Origin of the sequence: Rhodococcus sp. IEGM 1307, assembly GCF_030056915.1 — a bacterium.
GTDB classification, from domain to species: domain Bacteria; phylum Actinomycetota; class Actinomycetes; order Mycobacteriales; family Mycobacteriaceae; genus Rhodococcus_F; species Rhodococcus_F opacus_D.
The window spans coordinates 274,885-290,531 of sequence record NZ_JASHKW010000006.1; the positions used below are offsets into that span (position 1 = coordinate 274,885).

The following is a 15,647-nucleotide window of genomic DNA, read 5'->3' on the forward strand; positions in this document are numbered from 1 at the left end:
TGCGTTCGCAGGCGGCGTGCTTTCAGTGCTGCGCTCCTACGCCCTCCCCGGCCGCGAACCGCGATTCCGAATCGGTGACCAGTCCGATCGACACAAGTGGGCGGGGGAAGAGCAGATCGGTGAGGTAGGCGAGAGCGACCGCCCAGCGATTGGCCGCGTTCGGCATGGCGTACAGGTGGTAGGCGCGCGTGACCACCTTCGCGAGGAACCCCGACAGCTGGATGCCGAGAGGATTCGCGACGGCGAACCCCGGGCCGAGATCCACGACGAGACCCATGTCGCGGTGGCTGTACGGTTTCGGGTCGCCGACGCCCAGGCTGGCCGCGACGTTGCTGGCCAGGGCCTGCCCTTGCCGGACGGCGTGCTGGGCGGTGGGTGGGGTGATCGACCCGCTGTTCTTCGGATCGGGAACAGCTGCGGCGTCGCCGCCCGCGAACACGTCGGGATGCCCCTCCACCGAGAGGTCGGGGCGCACCGTCAACCTTCCCTTCTCGGTGGGTAATCCGAGCGTGTCGATGAGGGGGCTGGCGGTCACTCCCGTCACCCAGGCGACGGTGCGGGTGGGGATCACGGTGCCGTCGTCGAGCGTGACGTGTTCGGGTCCGAGTTCCGTGAGGGTGGTTTCCAGTCGCACGTCGATGCCGCGGGAGCGCAGCACATCCAGTACCTTGCCGCCCAGCTTCTCCCCCACCTCCGGCATCACCTTGTCGGCGGCGTCGAGCAGCAGGAACCGGATCTTCGCGGGGTCGAGGTTTCGCCGCGCGGCCGCTTCGTCGGCGAGGGCGCGCAGTTGGGCGGTGAGTTCCGTGCCCGCGTAGGAGGCACCCACTACGACGACCGTCCGGCGGGCGTCGGCGACCGAAGGATCGGTGTCCCGCTCGGCGAGTTCGATCTGGGTGAGGAGCTGGTCGCGGAAGTACAGCGCCTCGGCCGGCGTCTTGAGTCCCCTGGCGTGCTCGGCGAGACCGGGAATGTCGAACAGGCGCGTCACCGACCCGGGGGTGAGCACCACCCGGTCCCAGGCCACGTCCTCGACGCCCTGCTCGCAGTCGGTCACGTGCACGGTGCGGGCCTCGAAGTCGACGGAATCGACGTTGCCCTTCACCAGTTCGACGTTCGGCAGCGCCTCGGACAGCGGGACGGTGACGAACCGTGCGTCCAGGATTCCGCCCGCCACCTCGGGCAGGAGCGGTGTGTAGAGCATGTAGTCGTGCGCCGAGATCATGGTGATGCGGCTATCGGTCCCCCGGAGGCGACGCGTGAGAGCGCGTGCGCATTCGAATCCGGCGAAGCCGCTTCCCACCACGACGATGCGAGTTGGCTCTCCAGCTGATTCGTGGGTCATACAGAACACTGTCCCCAACCTGGCGTCGAACCAAACAATCTCCGGCGGCGCGGCATCGCGGTGTGAGGACGGCGATTCCGGGTACTCGCCGTACGAGAGTGATCGACGTGATCGAATGTGAAGGGCGGGAACATGAGTGCTGTGTCGAAGGCAATGTACAAACCGTTGGCGCTGGCCGCGAGTGTCGCCGGCGGAATCGCGGCCAGTGCGGCCTTCGGTCAGGTGTGGAAGCGCGTCGCCGGCGAATCCGAGGCTCCCGACCCCAAGGATCTCACACGCAGCACCCGCGAGGTGCTGATCGCGGCGGCCGTGCAGGGCACCGTATTCGGCCTGGTCAAGGCGGCGGTAGACCGTGCAGGCGCGCAGGGATACCGGAAGCTCGCCCACGCCGACCCCCGGTAGATCGAGGCAGTTGTCACGGAACACCCCTAGGCTGAGCCGATGCGTACTCGTTTCGCGGAAAACCTCGACAGCCTGTCCGGCGATCTCGCCTCCATGTGCCGGCTGTCCGTTACCGCGATGTCGGAGGCGAGCGACGCACTGCTGCAGGCAGACCTCGAGCTCGCCGAGCACGTCATCGATGTGAGCGGCGAACTCGACGATGCCGCGGCGCACTGGGAGAAGCGGGCCTTCGCACTGCTGGCGCTGCAGGCGCCGGTCGCGCACGACCTCCGGTTCATGGTCGGCGGCCTCCACATCTCCGCGGATCTGCACCGCATGGGCGGACTCGCGGTGCACATCGCGAAGATCGCCCGCCGACGGCATCCCGACCACGTCGTTCCTGACGAGGTCCTGGACGTGTTCACCGAGATGAGCGCCGTCGCCGTCGCGCAGGCGAAGGAGACGGAGCAGGTTCTGCAACACCGCGATCCCGAACGCGCACGCGGATTGCTGACGGCGGACGAGGCGATGGACGAACTCCATCGGAGCCTGTTCACGATCACCCAGGCCGAGGACTGGCCGCACGGTGTCCAGTCGGCCGTCGACATCACCCTGCTCGGCCGCTTCTACGAGCGGTTCTGCGACCACACGGTCGAGATCGGCAGGCGCGTCATCTTCCTCGAGACGGGCAGCCTGCCCGAACAGTGAGCGCGGCGCCCGGTCAGCTCAACCCTTCCGCCGCGGCCACCGAGGGCACCGGACCTCGGGTGTAGACGTCGAGGTGGAAGTCCGCGTCCTGGTACGCCCCGGCACGGTGGAGGCCGTCCGTCGCGGCGACCGTCTCGTGCACCGCGCGGCCGGTCTGCGGGTACTCGGGTACCGGATGCTGCCAGTGGACCGCCACGAGAGTGCCACCGACTTCCAGGGCGTCGACGGCACGTCCCAGCGTGGTGGCGAGGTCGGCGGGCGTCAGGTAGTACAGCACCTCACTGAGCACGACGAGGTCGAAGGCGCCGGGCGGCCACGGGTCGACCAGCGATGCGAGGCCGAGTTCCACCCGGTCGGCCACTCCTTCGCGCCGCAGACGGTCCCGTGCGCTCTCCAGGGCGCGCGGAACCACGTCCGTTGCGACGACCCGGTCGCAGCGCCGCGCCAGGTGCGCCGTGAGCACGCCGATAGAGCACCCCGGTTCGAACGCCCGTCGATAGTGCGGACGGGGCAGGGCCGCGAGAGTGAGCGCGTACTTGCGGCGCTCGTACCACCGTTCGTCGAAGCCCCACGGGTCCGCCGAGTCCGCGTACATCGTCTCGAAGTAGCCGGGATCCATCGCGCTCACCACAGCACCCATTCCGTTGTCCGCATCAGTCTCGCGAGCACCCACGGCGGGAGGATCGCGGCGTCCCGCGGGTCCTCGGACAGCGGGAGGATCTGGGTCCGGAATTCGTCGACGGCACGGCGTTTGCGTGCCAGGATCTCGGCGGCCGGGGTCAGGACGCGTATCCGGTTCCAGGGCACCGCCGGATCGGCAGGCCGGGCCCAGTGCCACATCCAGACCGGATACTCGATCAGTCGGTGCCCGGTGATCGAACAAGCTGCTGCCGCAGCTCGCCCAGTGGCTTCGTGATCGGGGTGGCCGTCCCCTCGCCAGGTCGCGAGCACCCACACCCTCTCCCCTTCACCGGAGGTCGCGGTGAGCACGTCCACGAGGCCGGTGGTGAGTGCGTGCTCGTGTGCGCTCACCCCGCCGTCCGGTATTCCGAGTCGCAGTGGTTCCCCGACACCCAACAGTGCTGTCGCCTGGTTCGATTCGGCGATCCGGGCGGCGGCCAGGGCGTTGGGCGACAGCGTCGGCGAGTCCGGGTGGGACGCCGCACCGTCCGTCACCGCCACCACCACGACGGGTATGCCGGCGGCCGCGGCGGCGGCCATCAGCGCGCCCACGCCGAGTACCTCGTCGTCGGGATGTGGTGCGACGACGACCAACCGGTCGCATTCCGCGAGTGGTACCGGCAGGAAGCGGGTGGACTCCAGCCACGGCTGCCATTCGTCCTCCGGTGTGCCGCGCGCGGCCACGGGGATCTCCCGGAACCTGGTGCCGTTGTCCACTGTCAGTCCTCCCCCGCGACGAGTGCGCCGAGTGTCGCGAGATCGCGTTCGGCGTGGGATTGCCGGATGTAGACGAGGAGGTCCGCGACGTTGCGGGCATGGTCGGCGTCGGTCGCGAGCGGCGCGGCGCCCAGCGCTCGGCCGACGCGGTCGATCACCTCGCTCGCGGTCCGTTCGATCAGCGCCCGCACCCGGAACGCGCGCATCTGGGCGGATTTCCGGTCGAGGGGGCTCGCGTCCACCTCCCCGGCCGCCGATTCGAGTGCCCATCGTGCCGCGCTGACGGCGACGTCGATCGCGCCGAGGTGCGCGAGCTGGTGACTGTCCGCGCGGCCACTGCGGGCCCGCACCCGCAGCGGTTCCGCGACGGCGAGTGCGCCCCCGAACCAGCACGCCGCCACCCCGATGCCGCCGTGCCAGAACCCGGGACGATCCAGGTACTCGTCGGGCGCGCCCACCGGTCGCGCGGGAACACCGTCGAACGTCACCGACTCGGTGTCGGTCGCCGCCATGCCCGGATTCCGCCAGCCTCCGCGTCCCGCCGTGACCCCCGGTTCCCCACAGGCGGGGTTGCCCGTCGACTCGTGCCGTGACCAGGGCATGCGTGCACATCGACGCCCCGGAGCACCATGCCTTGGTCCCCCGCAGGCGCCACCCGGTGACGTCGCCGGACGCGTGTAGGACGGGGTGTGGTGGCTCGCTGGCCCACACGCCCCAGAATTCGTTCCGGCCGGCGCGGGTGCCGTCGACTTCGGCGAGGATCGCGTCCGCGTCGGCGTGTGCCTCGAGGAGCCGGCCGACCGAGAGGTCGTGGCGGCACCATTGCGTCAGCCGTGCCCACCGGGCTGCGGTCGAGCCTCCGCCGGGCAGCGGCAGTTCCGCGTCCCCCGCACCGATGATCGCCCGCACTGCGGCGTCGGTGGGGCTGCTGTCGTGGGTGACGTCGGCGCTCATCGGTCCTGCAGTCCTTCGAGGTACGTGGCGAAACCCTGCGGCGCGCGGGCGTCGACTCGCGCAGATGTCTCCACCGGGGCATCGATACTCCACACCACGTTCGCTCCCCGCTCGACCATCCGCTGCACCAGATCCACGTCCTCGTGCGCGGGCAGTGCGGCAAACCCTCCCGCCGCCCGATACAGGTCCGCGGAGAATCCGAGGGATGCGCCGTGCACGTGCCCGTGGGCGGCGCCGGACCGGTAGGCGCTGCCGTACCGCGACCGGACGTGGTCGGGCCACCCCGACCAGTCGGTGACCGCCACCGTGCCCGCCACCAACTGCGCCCCACGACTCGCGTGTTGCAGGTGGGACGACAGCCAGTGCGCGGGGACGCGCGAGTCGGCGTCCGTCGTGGCGAACCACTCGTGCGGGCGCGGGGCGACCGAGTCGAAACCCGCACGCCGGGCCGCTCCGACGTTCCGCGCACCCAGGACCACGACGTCGACACCCGCCCTGCGGACGACGGCTTCACTGCCGTCGGTGCACCCGTCGAGCACCACCACCGTCGTGACCGGCACGGACACCGCCTGCGCGGCGGTATGCAGGCCCTCCAGGCAGCGCGGCAGCAACGCTTCCTCGTCGTGGGCGGGCACGACCACCGTGATGTGCTCGACGCGCATGACGTCCCTTCCTGATCACTCACTGTTTCCGGGTTCAGCAAGTACCCAGTCCGTCGTCAGGGGAACCACAATCGTTCGGCGTTGACGACGGCAACCTGGTGCGCGACCGGGACGGGTAGCGCACCCAGCAACGTACGGATTTGACGTCCCCGGGTCTTCACCGTCTCCGCCCTGCCCACGGTGTCCGTGCCGACGACGAATCGGTCGCGATGCCGGGTGATCACCTCCACCCAGTCGGCGGCGACGTCGGAGCTGTCGACGATTCGATCCAGCAGCACCCACGACAGTTCGACGGTCAAGTTCGGGTGCCGACCCAGTAGTTCGCGGACCAGGCCCAACTGACCGCTGGGGTCGACGCGGCGCGACACGCCCGCGTGGCACCAGACGACGGAGGTCGACCGATGCCGTTCGAGGGCTCGCTCGAGTGCGCCGATGTATTCGTGCCTGCCCGGCATTCCGGTCGAGGCGGAGTCGTGATGGAGCGAGATCGGCACCTCCTTCTCGGCGCAGAACGCGAGAACCTCGTCCATCGCCACGTGGTCGGGAGAGGGCACCTCGCCGAGCGTGAGATTCGTGAGGTCGTCGTGACGGAACATGACCTCACCGACACCGGCCCAGCGATCGGTGCGATTCCACACGAATTCGACATGCTCGACCGCGAGGCGGTCGGTGGGATCGAAACCACAGACGAGCGGCGCCACCGTCAACCGGCCGTCGGATTCGAGTTCGGGTAGCAGGTCGAGGACGATGGCGTCGGTCAGCGAGTGGTAATGACACGGCGCATTGTCGTCGAGGTAGTAGTCCGGCCGCACCGGCTCGGCCGTCGACCACTTCTTCTTCAGCGGGAGACCGAACACCACGGCGCGCTGCGCACCGGCGTCGACCAGGGTGTCGCGTAATTCGTGCACGGCGGCGGGATGTTGCAGGAAGTCCACCAGATGCACGTGCGTGTCGATCCACTGAGCAGAGGCCATGTGGTCCGATATACCAGCAATTCCCCGCGGGAGCCGACTCTGATTCGGGATCTGCCACCGCGGGTAACCTCCCGCCATGAATGTCGCGGACAGCCCCCGCTACCGGAAGATCACCCTCACCGTGGACGGTGAGGAACGGACACTCGAAGTCGACACCCGCACGACGCTGCTCGACGCGCTTCGCGATCACCTCGGGGTGACCGCGCCCAAGAAGGGCTGCGACCACGGCCAGTGCGGCTCGTGCACCGTCCTCCTCGACGGCAGACGGGTCACGCCCTGCCTCACGTTCGCGATCGCCCACGACGGGGACCGCGTCGTCACCGCGCACGGACTGGCCGACGGAGAGGTGCTGCATTCCGTTCAGCAGGCGTTCGTCGAGCAGGACGGACTGCAGTGCGGTTACTGCACGCCCGGTCAGATCTGTTCGGCGATCGGGATGTTCGACGAGTTCCTGGCCCTGCACCCGAGCGCCGTCACCGAGAACCTGACCGCCCCGCCCGAACTCACCGACGACGAGATACGGGAGCGGATGAACGGAAACCTCTGCCGGTGCGGCGCGTACCCGAACATCCTCGCGGCGATCAGGCAGGCGGCAGAGGCGTGATTCCCTTCGATTACGAGCGGGCCACCGACGTCGACAGTGCCGTCGCCACGGTCACGGGTGACCCGCGGGCGTCGTTCCTCGCCGGCGGCACCAACCTCGTCGACCACATGAAGCTCGGGGTGGCGCAACCGCATCTCCTCGTCGATGTGAGCCGTCTTCCCCTCGACGACGTCGCCGAACTCCCGGACGGCGGGCTCCGTATCGGGGCGGCCGTCCGCAACAGCGATCTCGCCGCGCACGACGTCGTCCGCGCCCGGTACCCGATGCTGTCGCGCGCGCTCCTCTCCGGTGCGTCGGGCCAGCTGCGCAACGTCGCGACCACGGCGGGAAATCTGCTTCAGCGGACTCGCTGCGTGTACTTCCAGGACGTCACCACGCCCTGCAACAAGCGGGAGCCCGGCACCGGGTGTTCCGCGATCGGCGGTTACGTCCGCTACCACGCCATTCTCGGCGCGTCGGAGCACTGCGTCGCGGTGCACCCGTCCGACATGGCCGTCGCGATGACGGCGCTCGACGGTGTCGTGGTGGTGCGCAGTGCCGACGGTGACCGGCGAATCCCGCTGAGCGAGTTCTACCGGCTTCCCGGGGACCGGCCCGACCGCGACACCGTCCTCGCGCACGGTGATCTCGTGACGGCCGTGGAGCTGCCCCCGCCGCCTGCCGAGAACCGGTCCGCGTACCGGAAGGTGCGTGACCGTGCCTCGTTCGCGTTCGCGGTGGTGTCGGTGGCCGCCGAGCTGACGATCGGGGACACGTCGATCACGTCGGCGCGGGTCGCGCTCGGCGGGGTCGCGCACCGACCCTGGCGTGCCACGCTCGCCGAGGAGGTCCTCGTCGGGTCGCCGCCCACGGAGGCCACGTACGCCGAGGCCGCCGCAGCGGAACTCGCCGCGGCACAACCGCTTCCGGGAAACGAATTCAAGGTCGCGCTGACCCGCCGGGTGCTCGCGTCGGTACTTCGTTCACTCGCCGAGGAGGCGCGCCGATGACCCTCGTCGATCCGAAGGTGATCGGGACCTCCGCCGAACGGCTGGACGCCCACGACAAGGTGACCGGCACGGCGTTGTACGCGTTCGAGTACCCGGTGGAGGAGCCGACGTATCTGCATCCGATCCTGTCGACGATCGGACGCGGCCGGGTCACGGCGATGCACACGGCCGACGCGGAAGCCCTGGACGGGGTGCTCGCGGTCCTGACGGTGTTCGATGCGCCTCGCCTCGCAGACACCTCGGACGGGGAACTCGCGATCCTGCAGGACCCCGACGTCCACTTCCGCGGCCAATTCGTGGGTGCGGTGGTCGCGGAGACACCGGAGGTCGCCCGGCACGGCGCGAGCCTCGTGCGTGTCGACTACGACGTGGAATCCCACGACACCGACTTCCATTCCGGCCGGGACGACCTGTACGCCCCCGAAGACGTGAACGCGGGGTTCCCAACCGACACCGAGGACGGCGACGTCGACGCGGCACTCGCCGCCGCCGCGGTCACGGTCGATCAGGTGTACTCCACCGCGATGGAACACAACAATCCGATGGAACCGCACGCCGCCATCGCCCGATGGACCCCGGGCGGCAGCGGACCGGTTCTGACGCTGCACGATTCGACGCAGGGCGTCCACTCCGTGCGGCAGACGCTGGCACCGCTGTTCGGACTCGAAGTCGAGCAGATGCGGGTGATCGCCCCGTACGTCGGCGGCGGCTTCGGCTCCAAGGGACTGCCGCACGCGCACGACGTACTCGTGGTGCTGGCGGCGCAGCGGGTGGACGGCCGGCCGGTGAAGTTCGCGCTCACCCGGCAGCAGATGTTCGCCCTCTCCGCGTATCGCACCCCGACGGTGCAGCACATCCGGCTCGGGGCGGATGCGGACGGACGGCTGACCGCGCTCTCCCACGAGGCGATCGTGCAGTCCGCGAAGATCAAGGAATTCGCCGAACAGGCGGCAGTCCCGTCGCGGCTGATGTACTCCGCGGGCACCCGGTACACCACCCACCGTCTCGCGTCCCTCGACGTGCCCGCCCCCTCCTGGATGCGTGCGCCCGGCGAGACCCCGGGCATGTTCGCGGCCGAGGTGGCGATGGACGAACTGGCCGAGGCCTGCGGACTCGACCCGATCGAACTGCGGATCCGCAACGAACCCGACGTCGACCCGAGTACGGGCCACCCCTGGTCGGGTCGGCGCCTCACCGACTGCCTGCGGGAGGGCGCCCGGCGTTTCGGGTGGGCGGACCGCGACGCGACGGCGCGGGCCCGGTCGGACTCCGAGTGGCAGGTGGGGATGGGCGTCGCGTCCGCAACGTATCCCGCCAACACGTCACCGGGATCGGTTGCCCGGATCGTGTACGAATCCGACGGCACGTACACCGTGCAGATCGGGTCGGTCGACATCGGCACCGGCGCATGGACCGCGCTCACGCAGATCGCCGCCGACGCGCTGGGCTGTCCCCTCGACGCGATCGTCCTGCAGATCGGCGACACGAATCTTCCGTCGGCGACCGTCGCAGGCGGCTCCACGGGTACCAGTTCCTGGGGCAGTGCGATCGTCGCGGCGGCCCGGGCGTTCCGGGACCAGCACGGCACGTCCCCCGCCCCGGGCGCGGCGACGAGTGCGGGGACGCCCGACAACCCCGACGCCGACAAGTTCGCGCTCCACTCGTTCGGTGCCCACTTCGTGGAGGCGCACGTCCACCGGGACACCTGCGAGATCCGCGTCGAACGCATGCTCGGGGTGTTCGCGATCGGCCGGGTGATCAACAGCCGCACGGTTCGGTCGCAACTCCTCGGCGGGATGACGATGGGGATCTCGATGGCGCTGCACGAGAGCAGTGTGAACGACCCCCGGTTCGGTCACGTCGTGACCCAGGACCTTGCCTCCTATCACGTCAGCACGCACGCCGACATCAGGTACCTCGACGCGGTGTGCCTCGACGACGTCGACGAGCACGCCAATCCGATGGGATCGAAGGGCGCCGGTGAGATCGGCATCGTCGGGGCAGCGGCCGCGGTGGCGAACGCTGTTCGTCACGCCACCGGGGTGCGGGTTCGGAAGGTGCCGATCCACCTGGACGACCTGCTGCCCGGGTGATCGACCGGTGCTACTGCACGCCCCACGCCTGCGCGAGGGAGGTGCGCAGGTGACTTTTCATCGCACGGATCTTCTGGACATCGGTGGACTTCGGTGCGAGTCCCTCGAGCACGAGTTCCATGAAGCGTCGGCGGCTGACACCGAATCGCTCCAGCAGTTCCGCCGCGCTGGCACCACCGAACGGTGCCCACTGGATCGCGAAGCTGATCATCCACCGGGCATCCGAGCTCACCGAGTGCATCTGCGCGAGCAGATCGCATCGGCGAAGCGCCAGGCGCAGCCAATCGGTGCCGAACGCTTCCTCCGGTTCCTCTGTGATCTGTGTCGTCATGCCGCTCACCGCTGACCGGCGGAGCGGACCGCGAACACCGGCAACTGTTCCGCCGTCGACGCGGGACGGAACTCGACGCGAACCGGACAGTCGGACGGTGCCGGGACGTCGCCGTCGATCCAGGTGTACACCCATGGTCCCTCGTCGAGTTCGACGATCGCGATCGTGCACGGGACGAGGCCACGGTTGGTCTCGTTCACCTCGCGGTGGACCACCTTCGAGGACACGATCGATCCGACGCCGCACGACGGGACCCGCTCGAGGTTCGAACCCTGACACGCGGAGCAGGTGGCCATCAACGGCGCGAGCAGGGTCGTGCAGTTGAGGCAGCGCTGGATCATCAGTTCGCATTTCTGGGCAAGACCCTGCCAGCGGGTCATGCCGTCCGTGGTCACGCCGTCACCCCCGTGAATTCCTGCCCCACCACCTCGTCTGCCATTCGGCTTCCCCCGATCCACACAAGACACCGGTCGGTGTGCGCCCGACGGAGGATCGGGGGCCGTGGAAGTTGGGGGTCGGGCTTTCGGTGCGTTCGGGGATCAGTGGACATCGGGGGCCTCGGTCTCGAGCCGGATTGGGGGACGCGTACGAGCATCCCGTCCGCGGCGGCGAAGTACAGCGGCTGAACGACCCGGGGACATACCTATTTCGTCCCGTGTGGGTGCCCGGTCAGGGGTGCGGGTCCTGTGCGTGTTCGACGATCCACGCCGCGATCTGGGTGCGCGAGTTAAAACCCAGTTTCGCGAGAATGTGCTCGACATGCCCCTGCGCCGTGCGCTGGGAGATCACCAACCGGGCGGCGATCGCCTTGTTGGTGAGCCCGTCGGCGACCAGTTCCGCGACCTGCCATTCTCGTCGGGTCAGGTGCGTCGCCCCGTTCGACGCCGACACCGCCTCCGGTCGCTGCTCGTCGAGCGCATAGGCGACCGCATCGTCGAACGACGTGTGCATGCCGTGGTCGAAGGCGGCGTCGAATGCGCGGTCCCCGATCACGGCGCGTGCCTGCTGCTCGCATTCGGCGTGGTGGACGAGCAGGTTCGGGTAGACGGTGCTCGGGTTGCCCACGGTCTGCGCGACGGCCTCCGCGGCGCCCATCAGTTCGGCGGCCTGCTGGGCCCGGCCGGAGCCGACGGCGACCCAGGCGAGCACCTCGAGTGCCCCGCACGCGCTGATCCGGTCGTCGACCAGGTGGGACAGCCGCAGCCCCTGCTTCACGTAGTCGTCGGCGAGGGCAAGGTGTCCGCGCTGCCACGCCGCCATTCCCGCCGCCCACAGCGACCAGCCCCGGTACACGGACTCGCCGTGCGCCTCGGTGAGCGCGAAGATCTCGGATCCGCACATCTTCGCCACCGCCCCGTCACCCTGCATGCCGCTGACCAGTGCCACCCCGAGCAGTCCCCACGTCAGTTGGAGCAGGTTGCCCTTGTCGCGGAACTCGGCGAGTGCCTCCTCGAAGCAGGCCCGTGCGCGGGGGAGGTCCCCGGCGAACATGGCGCAGCACCCGGCGGCGTGGACCACCAGGGCACGCATCAGCATGTCACCGTTCCGCTCGGCGAGGACGACCCCCTCGTCGACCAGCGCTTTCGCGGCCTCGCGGTCGCCGTGCATGCCCGCGAGCACACTGTCGACGTACAGCGCCTCGATCCGTTCCCGGCTCGCGCCACCCGGGTGCCGTCCCAGCAGCTGTCCGAGCCAGCGGCGACCCTCACGGAGCAGTCCGCGGGCGCGCCAGTACGGGTACAGTGCGGCGGCGATCCGCAGCCCCGTCTCGGCCTCCCCCGGCTCGGTCAGGCAGAAATGGAGAGCCGCCCGCACGTTCAGCGTCTCCGCGTCGAGCCGGCCGATCCACATCACCTGCCGGGGACCGATCCACTCGGCCTCGCACTGCACCACCAACTGCTCGTACCAGTCGCGGTGCCGCCGCCGCAGCGACACGTACTCCCCGGTCTCCTGCAACTTCTCGCGGCCGTAGTCGCGCACCGTCTCGAGCAGGTGGTATCGCACCGCCGGCCCCGACTCCTCGCGGATCAGGATCGACTTGTCTATCAACGACGCCACCACGTCGAGGACGTTCTCCACCGGCAGGTCCCCGGCGCAGATTCCCTCCACGGCGTCCAGTTCGAAGCCGCCGGCGAACACCGACAGTCTCGCCCACAGCTCGCGTTCCTCCTCGGTGCACAGCTCGTGGCTCCAGTCGACGCACAGCCGCAGGGTCTGCTGCCGGCTCGGCGCGCCCCGCGAGCCGACCGTCAGCAACCGGTAGCGGTCGGTCAGTCGCTGCAGGATCTGTTCCGCCGACATCACCCGCAGCCGCACCGCCGCCAGCTCGATCGCCAACGGCAACCCGTCCAGCTGGCGGCAGATCCGGGCCACCGCCACATGGTTGTCCTCGGTGAGTTCGAACTCCGGCACCGCCGTGGCCGCCCGCTCGACGAACAACGTCACCGCCTCGTACTGCGGCAGGCCCTGCAGTGACGAGCGTTCGGGTTCGGGCACCGTCAACGGCGGCACCCGCAGTACCGCCTCGCCGCCGATGGCCAGCGGTTCGCGGCTGGTCGCGAGGATCCGCAACTCCGGGCAGCTCCGCAACAACGTCTCCGACAACGCGGCGGCCGCGGCGACTACGTGCTCGCAGTTGTCGAGCACCAGCAGCAGTTGCCGGGTGGCGAGGTACTCGGTCAGCAGCACCTCCGGGTTCCCGGAGCGCTGCTCGCGCAGTCGCAGTGCCGTCGACACGGCGTCGACGAGTGTCGTGTCGTCGTCCAGCTCTCCCAGTTCGACCAGCCACACGCCGTCCTCGAATGCGCGACTCGCATCGGCAGCCACCCGCAACGCCAGCCGGGTTTTCCCGACCCCGCCGATCCCGGCGAGCGTCACCAGTCGTGACACGGACAGCAGACGTCGCGCCTCGGTCACCTCACGTCGACGGCCGACGAAACTCGTCAGTTCGTGGGGCAGATTTCCCACTGTGCCCTTCACTGCCGCCGGCATCACACCGTCACTCTCGACTCGCAGCCCCCTGCGCACACGGTACTCCCGGTGCGCGGCGGCAACGACGCTTTCGGCTGCGGGTCCGCGAGTTTCGGGTCACCGCGTCCAGCGGGTGGGCGCCCAGCGGCCGGTGTAGGACCGGACGCGGTTGGCGCGGCGGGCAGGCCGCCGCGTGCCGGCCTCGGTCAGGCTGTGCGGGATCATGGCGATCCGGGTGCCGTCGACCACGTAGGCGGCCCCGGTGACGAACATTGCGGCCGGCGCGGTCAGGTACGACGCGACGGCGGCGACTTCCCGGTCGTCGGGGCCGGGCGACGCGAAGTCCGGTTCGACCGCGGGCACCACGACCGAATTGACCGTGATCGAGTATCGCGCCAATTCGGCGGCAAGCAGACCGGTGAGTCCGCCGAGACCGGACGACGACGGGACGATGTTGACGATCCGGCCGCCCCCGCCACTTGCAATCATGTAACGGACGGCGCGCTGCATGCACTCGACGGCCGTACTGCCGGGGCAGCTGACGAGAACGCCGATTCCGCCCAGCTCACGGGCGAACTCGTCGACGGCGGCCGCGGAGTCGGGCAGGTCCGCCAGGTCCATGCGCTGCACGGCCGCATTCACCGATCTGGACCGTACGTCGGCGGCGGTGGCTTCGGCGCTGTCCCGGTCCGCGGCGTAGGCGAGGCCGATGTGGAACCCGTCGTCCGCGAGCGCCAGTGCGACCGCTCGGCCCATCGGCGAGTCCGATCCCGTCACGACTGCGGTGCGTGTGCTGGGGTGCATGGATTCGGAATACCCCCTGGCAGATCTGCTCAAACGCTCAACTTTCGGACTGCGTACGGGCAGAACATAATCCGACGACGAGCCGCACACGCGACCCGTCGCGGATCGACGCCCACCGTCAGCAGTTGGACGGCGCCGGATCGCCGCGGAACCGGGCATCGAGGTAGTCCAGGGCGGTCGGAAGGCCCAGCACGGCGGTGGTCAGGTGGTCGGGACTCGGGAACAGATCGGACTGCACCGTGACGCCGGCGGCGCAGTATCGCGCGACGGTCGCCTCGATCGAATCGACCGGAATGAGTACGTCTGTCGGGCTGTGCCATTCGAAGATCGGCGCGGTCGGAACCCCCGGATACAGCTCGACACTGTTCTCGTTCAGCACCTCCCAGGCCTGCGGGCTGCTCATGAGGTCGGTGGTCCTGGCGACCTCCGTCGCGCTGCGCCCTGCGCCTGCCGCGAGGATGCCGTTGGTGCACGCGTTGACCATCTCGTCGCGCATCGCCAGGCCGCGATCGTTGAGTTGCTCGCTGATCGGAAGGCGGTCCGGGTACTCACGCTCGAGTCCGAGTGCCGCCGCCATCGCGAGGCCGAACGCCGGATGCGGTTGCATGCCGAGGCCGTTGGCCATCTTGCCGATGTTCATGGGCACACCGCCCTCGGCGACACCGACGATGTTCAGTTCCGGCGCGTACGTGGGGGCGAGCGCCGCAGCCCACGCCGACGCCATGCCGCCACCGGAGTACCCGGCCAGCGCGACCGGGCTCTCCGCCACGGCGAGTTCGGGCACCCGCTGAACCGCGCGGATGCCGTCCAGGGTAATGGTTCCGCCGAGTCGTGCGGCACCGTACGCACTGTTCGGGCCGAGGTGGTCGGGAAGCGCGACCGTCCAGCCGCGTTGCAGTGCGAGGTTCAGTGCCGGCGCCTCCTTGATCTGGAGGTCGGGATCGTTCGAATACAGGGTCCGCGACGGCGCGCACCGCGGTCCGAGCGCGTTGATGATGTGCTGATACGACAGCAGCGGCCCGTTCACCGCCCGGGTGCGGGGAACCAGCACGGTGGTGACCGACGAGATCGGGTGGTCCTCCGAGTTGGTGGTGCGGTACTTCACCTGCCAGACGTCGGTGTCGGGGAAGGCGAGCAACGGCGGCATCGGCCGGACCACGAGCGGCTCGCCGACCGCCGTATCCGCCAGACCCTGCGGCTGCAGGTAGAAGGGATCGGGGTCGGATGCGGGATAGATCGGCACAGCAGCCGCGACTCCGACGTTCGCGACGGTGGCGCAGGCGACGAATGCGGCACACAGTGCACCCGCGGTGAGGCTCGAGATACGTGAGCGCTTCATGCCGCCTCCTAGTTTGCGTAGATCGATTGTTACCGAGTTCGCAGGAGATATCGGTATTCGGGCCCGCCCGTTACGCCACTGCAATGGAGGGCGGG

15 protein-coding genes and 1 pseudogene are annotated in these 15,647 nt (G+C 69.4%); 5 read left to right on the top strand and 11 right to left on the bottom strand.

The features are described 5' to 3' along the window. Nucleotides 1–22: 22 nt before the first annotated feature. A complete protein-coding gene (locus tag QM841_RS14260; protein ID WP_283332467.1) occupies nt 23–1,345 on the bottom strand; it encodes an NAD(P)/FAD-dependent oxidoreductase in 1,323 nt (440 codons plus the stop codon). A gap of 132 nt (nt 1,346–1,477) precedes the next feature. Between QM841_RS14260 and QM841_RS14265 the strand changes: the two genes are divergently transcribed. Together QM841_RS14265 and phoU are read left to right on the top strand one after the other, a co-directional pair. Then, complete coding sequence (locus QM841_RS14265) at nt 1,478–1,747, top strand: DUF4235 domain-containing protein (RefSeq protein WP_280783154.1); 270 nt, start codon at nt 1,478–1,480, stop codon at nt 1,745–1,747. Between the two features lie 39 nt (nt 1,748–1,786). Beyond that, nucleotides 1,787–2,434, top strand: a complete 648-nt coding sequence (phoU, locus tag QM841_RS14270; RefSeq protein ID WP_283332468.1) for a phosphate signaling complex protein PhoU — start codon at nt 1,787–1,789, stop codon at nt 2,432–2,434. A 13-nt stretch (nt 2,435–2,447) separates the two neighbouring features. Here the strand turns inward: phoU and QM841_RS14275 are convergent, their stop codons facing one another. The 5 genes and pseudogenes from QM841_RS14275 to QM841_RS14295 form a co-directional block, all read right to left on the bottom strand. After that, nucleotides 2,448–3,074: a class I SAM-dependent DNA methyltransferase gene (locus QM841_RS14275; protein ID WP_283332469.1), complete on the bottom strand. Its 627-nt coding sequence runs from the start codon at nt 3,072–3,074 to the stop codon at nt 2,448–2,450. Further along, a complete protein-coding gene (locus QM841_RS14280; RefSeq protein ID WP_283332470.1) occupies nt 3,059–3,832 on the bottom strand; it encodes a PIG-L deacetylase family protein in 774 nt (257 codons plus the stop codon). The genes QM841_RS14275 and QM841_RS14280 overlap by 16 nt, the downstream gene beginning before the upstream one ends. A gap of 2 nt (nt 3,833–3,834) precedes the next feature. After that, nucleotides 3,835–4,786 (bottom strand): annotated as a pseudogene (locus QM841_RS14285) (acyl-CoA dehydrogenase family protein). Next, nucleotides 4,783–5,448 carry a glycosyltransferase family 2 protein gene (locus QM841_RS14290; RefSeq protein WP_283332471.1) on the bottom strand — a complete coding sequence of 222 codons (666 nt, stop codon included), beginning with the start codon at nt 5,446–5,448 and terminating at the stop codon, nt 4,783–4,785. Before QM841_RS14290 ends, QM841_RS14285 begins: the two are co-directional and overlap by 4 nt. A 56-nt stretch (nt 5,449–5,504) precedes the next feature. Beyond that, entirely contained in the window at nt 5,505–6,422 is a 918-nt protein-coding gene (locus QM841_RS14295; RefSeq protein WP_283332472.1) for an amidohydrolase family protein, read from the bottom strand. Between the two features lie 76 nt (nt 6,423–6,498). Between QM841_RS14295 and QM841_RS14300 the strand changes: the two genes are divergently transcribed. Genes QM841_RS14300 through QM841_RS14310 form a run of 3 tightly spaced genes read left to right on the top strand, consistent with a single transcriptional unit; the run spans nt 6,499 to nt 10,108 of the window. Continuing rightward, nucleotides 6,499–7,026, top strand: a complete 528-nt coding sequence (locus QM841_RS14300; protein WP_283332473.1) for a 2Fe-2S iron-sulfur cluster-binding protein — start codon at nt 6,499–6,501, stop codon at nt 7,024–7,026. Continuing rightward, nucleotides 7,023–8,015, top strand: a complete 993-nt coding sequence (locus QM841_RS14305) for an FAD binding domain-containing protein (protein ID WP_283332474.1) — start codon at nt 7,023–7,025, stop codon at nt 8,013–8,015. The genes QM841_RS14300 and QM841_RS14305 overlap by 4 nt, the downstream gene beginning before the upstream one ends. Next, nucleotides 8,012–10,108 (top strand): xanthine dehydrogenase family protein molybdopterin-binding subunit, encoded by a 2,097-nt coding sequence (locus QM841_RS14310; protein WP_283332475.1) that lies wholly within the window; start codon nt 8,012–8,014, stop codon nt 10,106–10,108. The genes QM841_RS14305 and QM841_RS14310 overlap by 4 nt, the downstream gene beginning before the upstream one ends. A gap of 10 nt (nt 10,109–10,118) precedes the next feature. Here QM841_RS14310 and QM841_RS14315 read toward each other — a convergent pair whose 3' ends face one another. The 5 genes from QM841_RS14315 to QM841_RS14335 form a co-directional block, all read right to left on the bottom strand. After that, nucleotides 10,119–10,439, bottom strand: coding sequence for a hypothetical protein (locus QM841_RS14315; protein WP_280783144.1), 321 nt, complete (start codon nt 10,437–10,439; stop codon nt 10,119–10,121). Between the two features lie 5 nt (nt 10,440–10,444). Further along, a complete protein-coding gene (locus QM841_RS14320) occupies nt 10,445–10,834 on the bottom strand; it encodes a Zn-ribbon domain-containing OB-fold protein (RefSeq protein WP_105417507.1) in 390 nt (129 codons plus the stop codon). Nucleotides 10,835–11,108: 274 nt separating this feature from the next. Beyond that, the gene (locus tag QM841_RS14325) at nt 11,109–13,466 is read right to left on the bottom strand and encodes an ATP-binding protein (RefSeq protein ID WP_283332476.1); all 2,358 of its coding nucleotides are present in this window, start codon (nt 13,464–13,466) and stop codon (nt 11,109–11,111) included. A gap of 60 nt (nt 13,467–13,526) precedes the next feature. Further along, complete coding sequence (locus QM841_RS14330; protein ID WP_283332477.1) at nt 13,527–14,213, bottom strand: SDR family NAD(P)-dependent oxidoreductase; 687 nt, start codon at nt 14,211–14,213, stop codon at nt 13,527–13,529. Between the two features lie 118 nt (nt 14,214–14,331). Continuing rightward, nucleotides 14,332–15,552 carry a lipase family protein gene (locus QM841_RS14335; RefSeq protein ID WP_280783141.1) on the bottom strand — a complete coding sequence of 407 codons (1,221 nt, stop codon included), beginning with the start codon at nt 15,550–15,552 and terminating at the stop codon, nt 14,332–14,334. Nucleotides 15,553–15,647 lie beyond the last annotated feature (95 nt).

Bases quoted from the DNA above. Each gene is read 5' to 3' on its own strand.
- QM841_RS14260 (WP_283332467.1), bottom strand. From the start codon at position 1,345: ATGACCCACGAATCAGCTGGAGAGCCAACTCGCATCGTCGTGGTGGGA.
- QM841_RS14265 (WP_280783154.1), top strand. From the start codon at position 1,478: ATGAGTGCTGTGTCGAAGGCAATGTACAAACCGTTGGCGCTGGCCGCG.
- phoU (WP_283332468.1), top strand. From the start codon at position 1,787: ATGCGTACTCGTTTCGCGGAAAACCTCGACAGCCTGTCCGGCGATCTC.
- QM841_RS14275 (WP_283332469.1), bottom strand. From the start codon at position 3,074: ATGGGTGCTGTGGTGAGCGCGATGGATCCCGGCTACTTCGAGACGATG.
- QM841_RS14290 (WP_283332471.1), bottom strand. From the start codon at position 5,448: ATGCGCGTCGAGCACATCACGGTGGTCGTGCCCGCCCACGACGAGGAA.
- QM841_RS14295 (WP_283332472.1), bottom strand. From the start codon at position 6,422: ATGGCCTCTGCTCAGTGGATCGACACGCACGTGCATCTGGTGGACTTC.
- QM841_RS14300 (WP_283332473.1), top strand. From the start codon at position 6,499: ATGAATGTCGCGGACAGCCCCCGCTACCGGAAGATCACCCTCACCGTG.
- QM841_RS14310 (WP_283332475.1), top strand. From the start codon at position 8,012: ATGACCCTCGTCGATCCGAAGGTGATCGGGACCTCCGCCGAACGGCTG.
- QM841_RS14315 (WP_280783144.1), bottom strand. From the start codon at position 10,439: ATGACGACACAGATCACAGAGGAACCGGAGGAAGCGTTCGGCACCGAT.
- QM841_RS14330 (WP_283332477.1), bottom strand. From the start codon at position 14,213: ATGCACCCCAGCACACGCACCGCAGTCGTGACGGGATCGGACTCGCCG.
- QM841_RS14335 (WP_280783141.1), bottom strand. From the start codon at position 15,552: ATGAAGCGCTCACGTATCTCGAGCCTCACCGCGGGTGCACTGTGTGCC.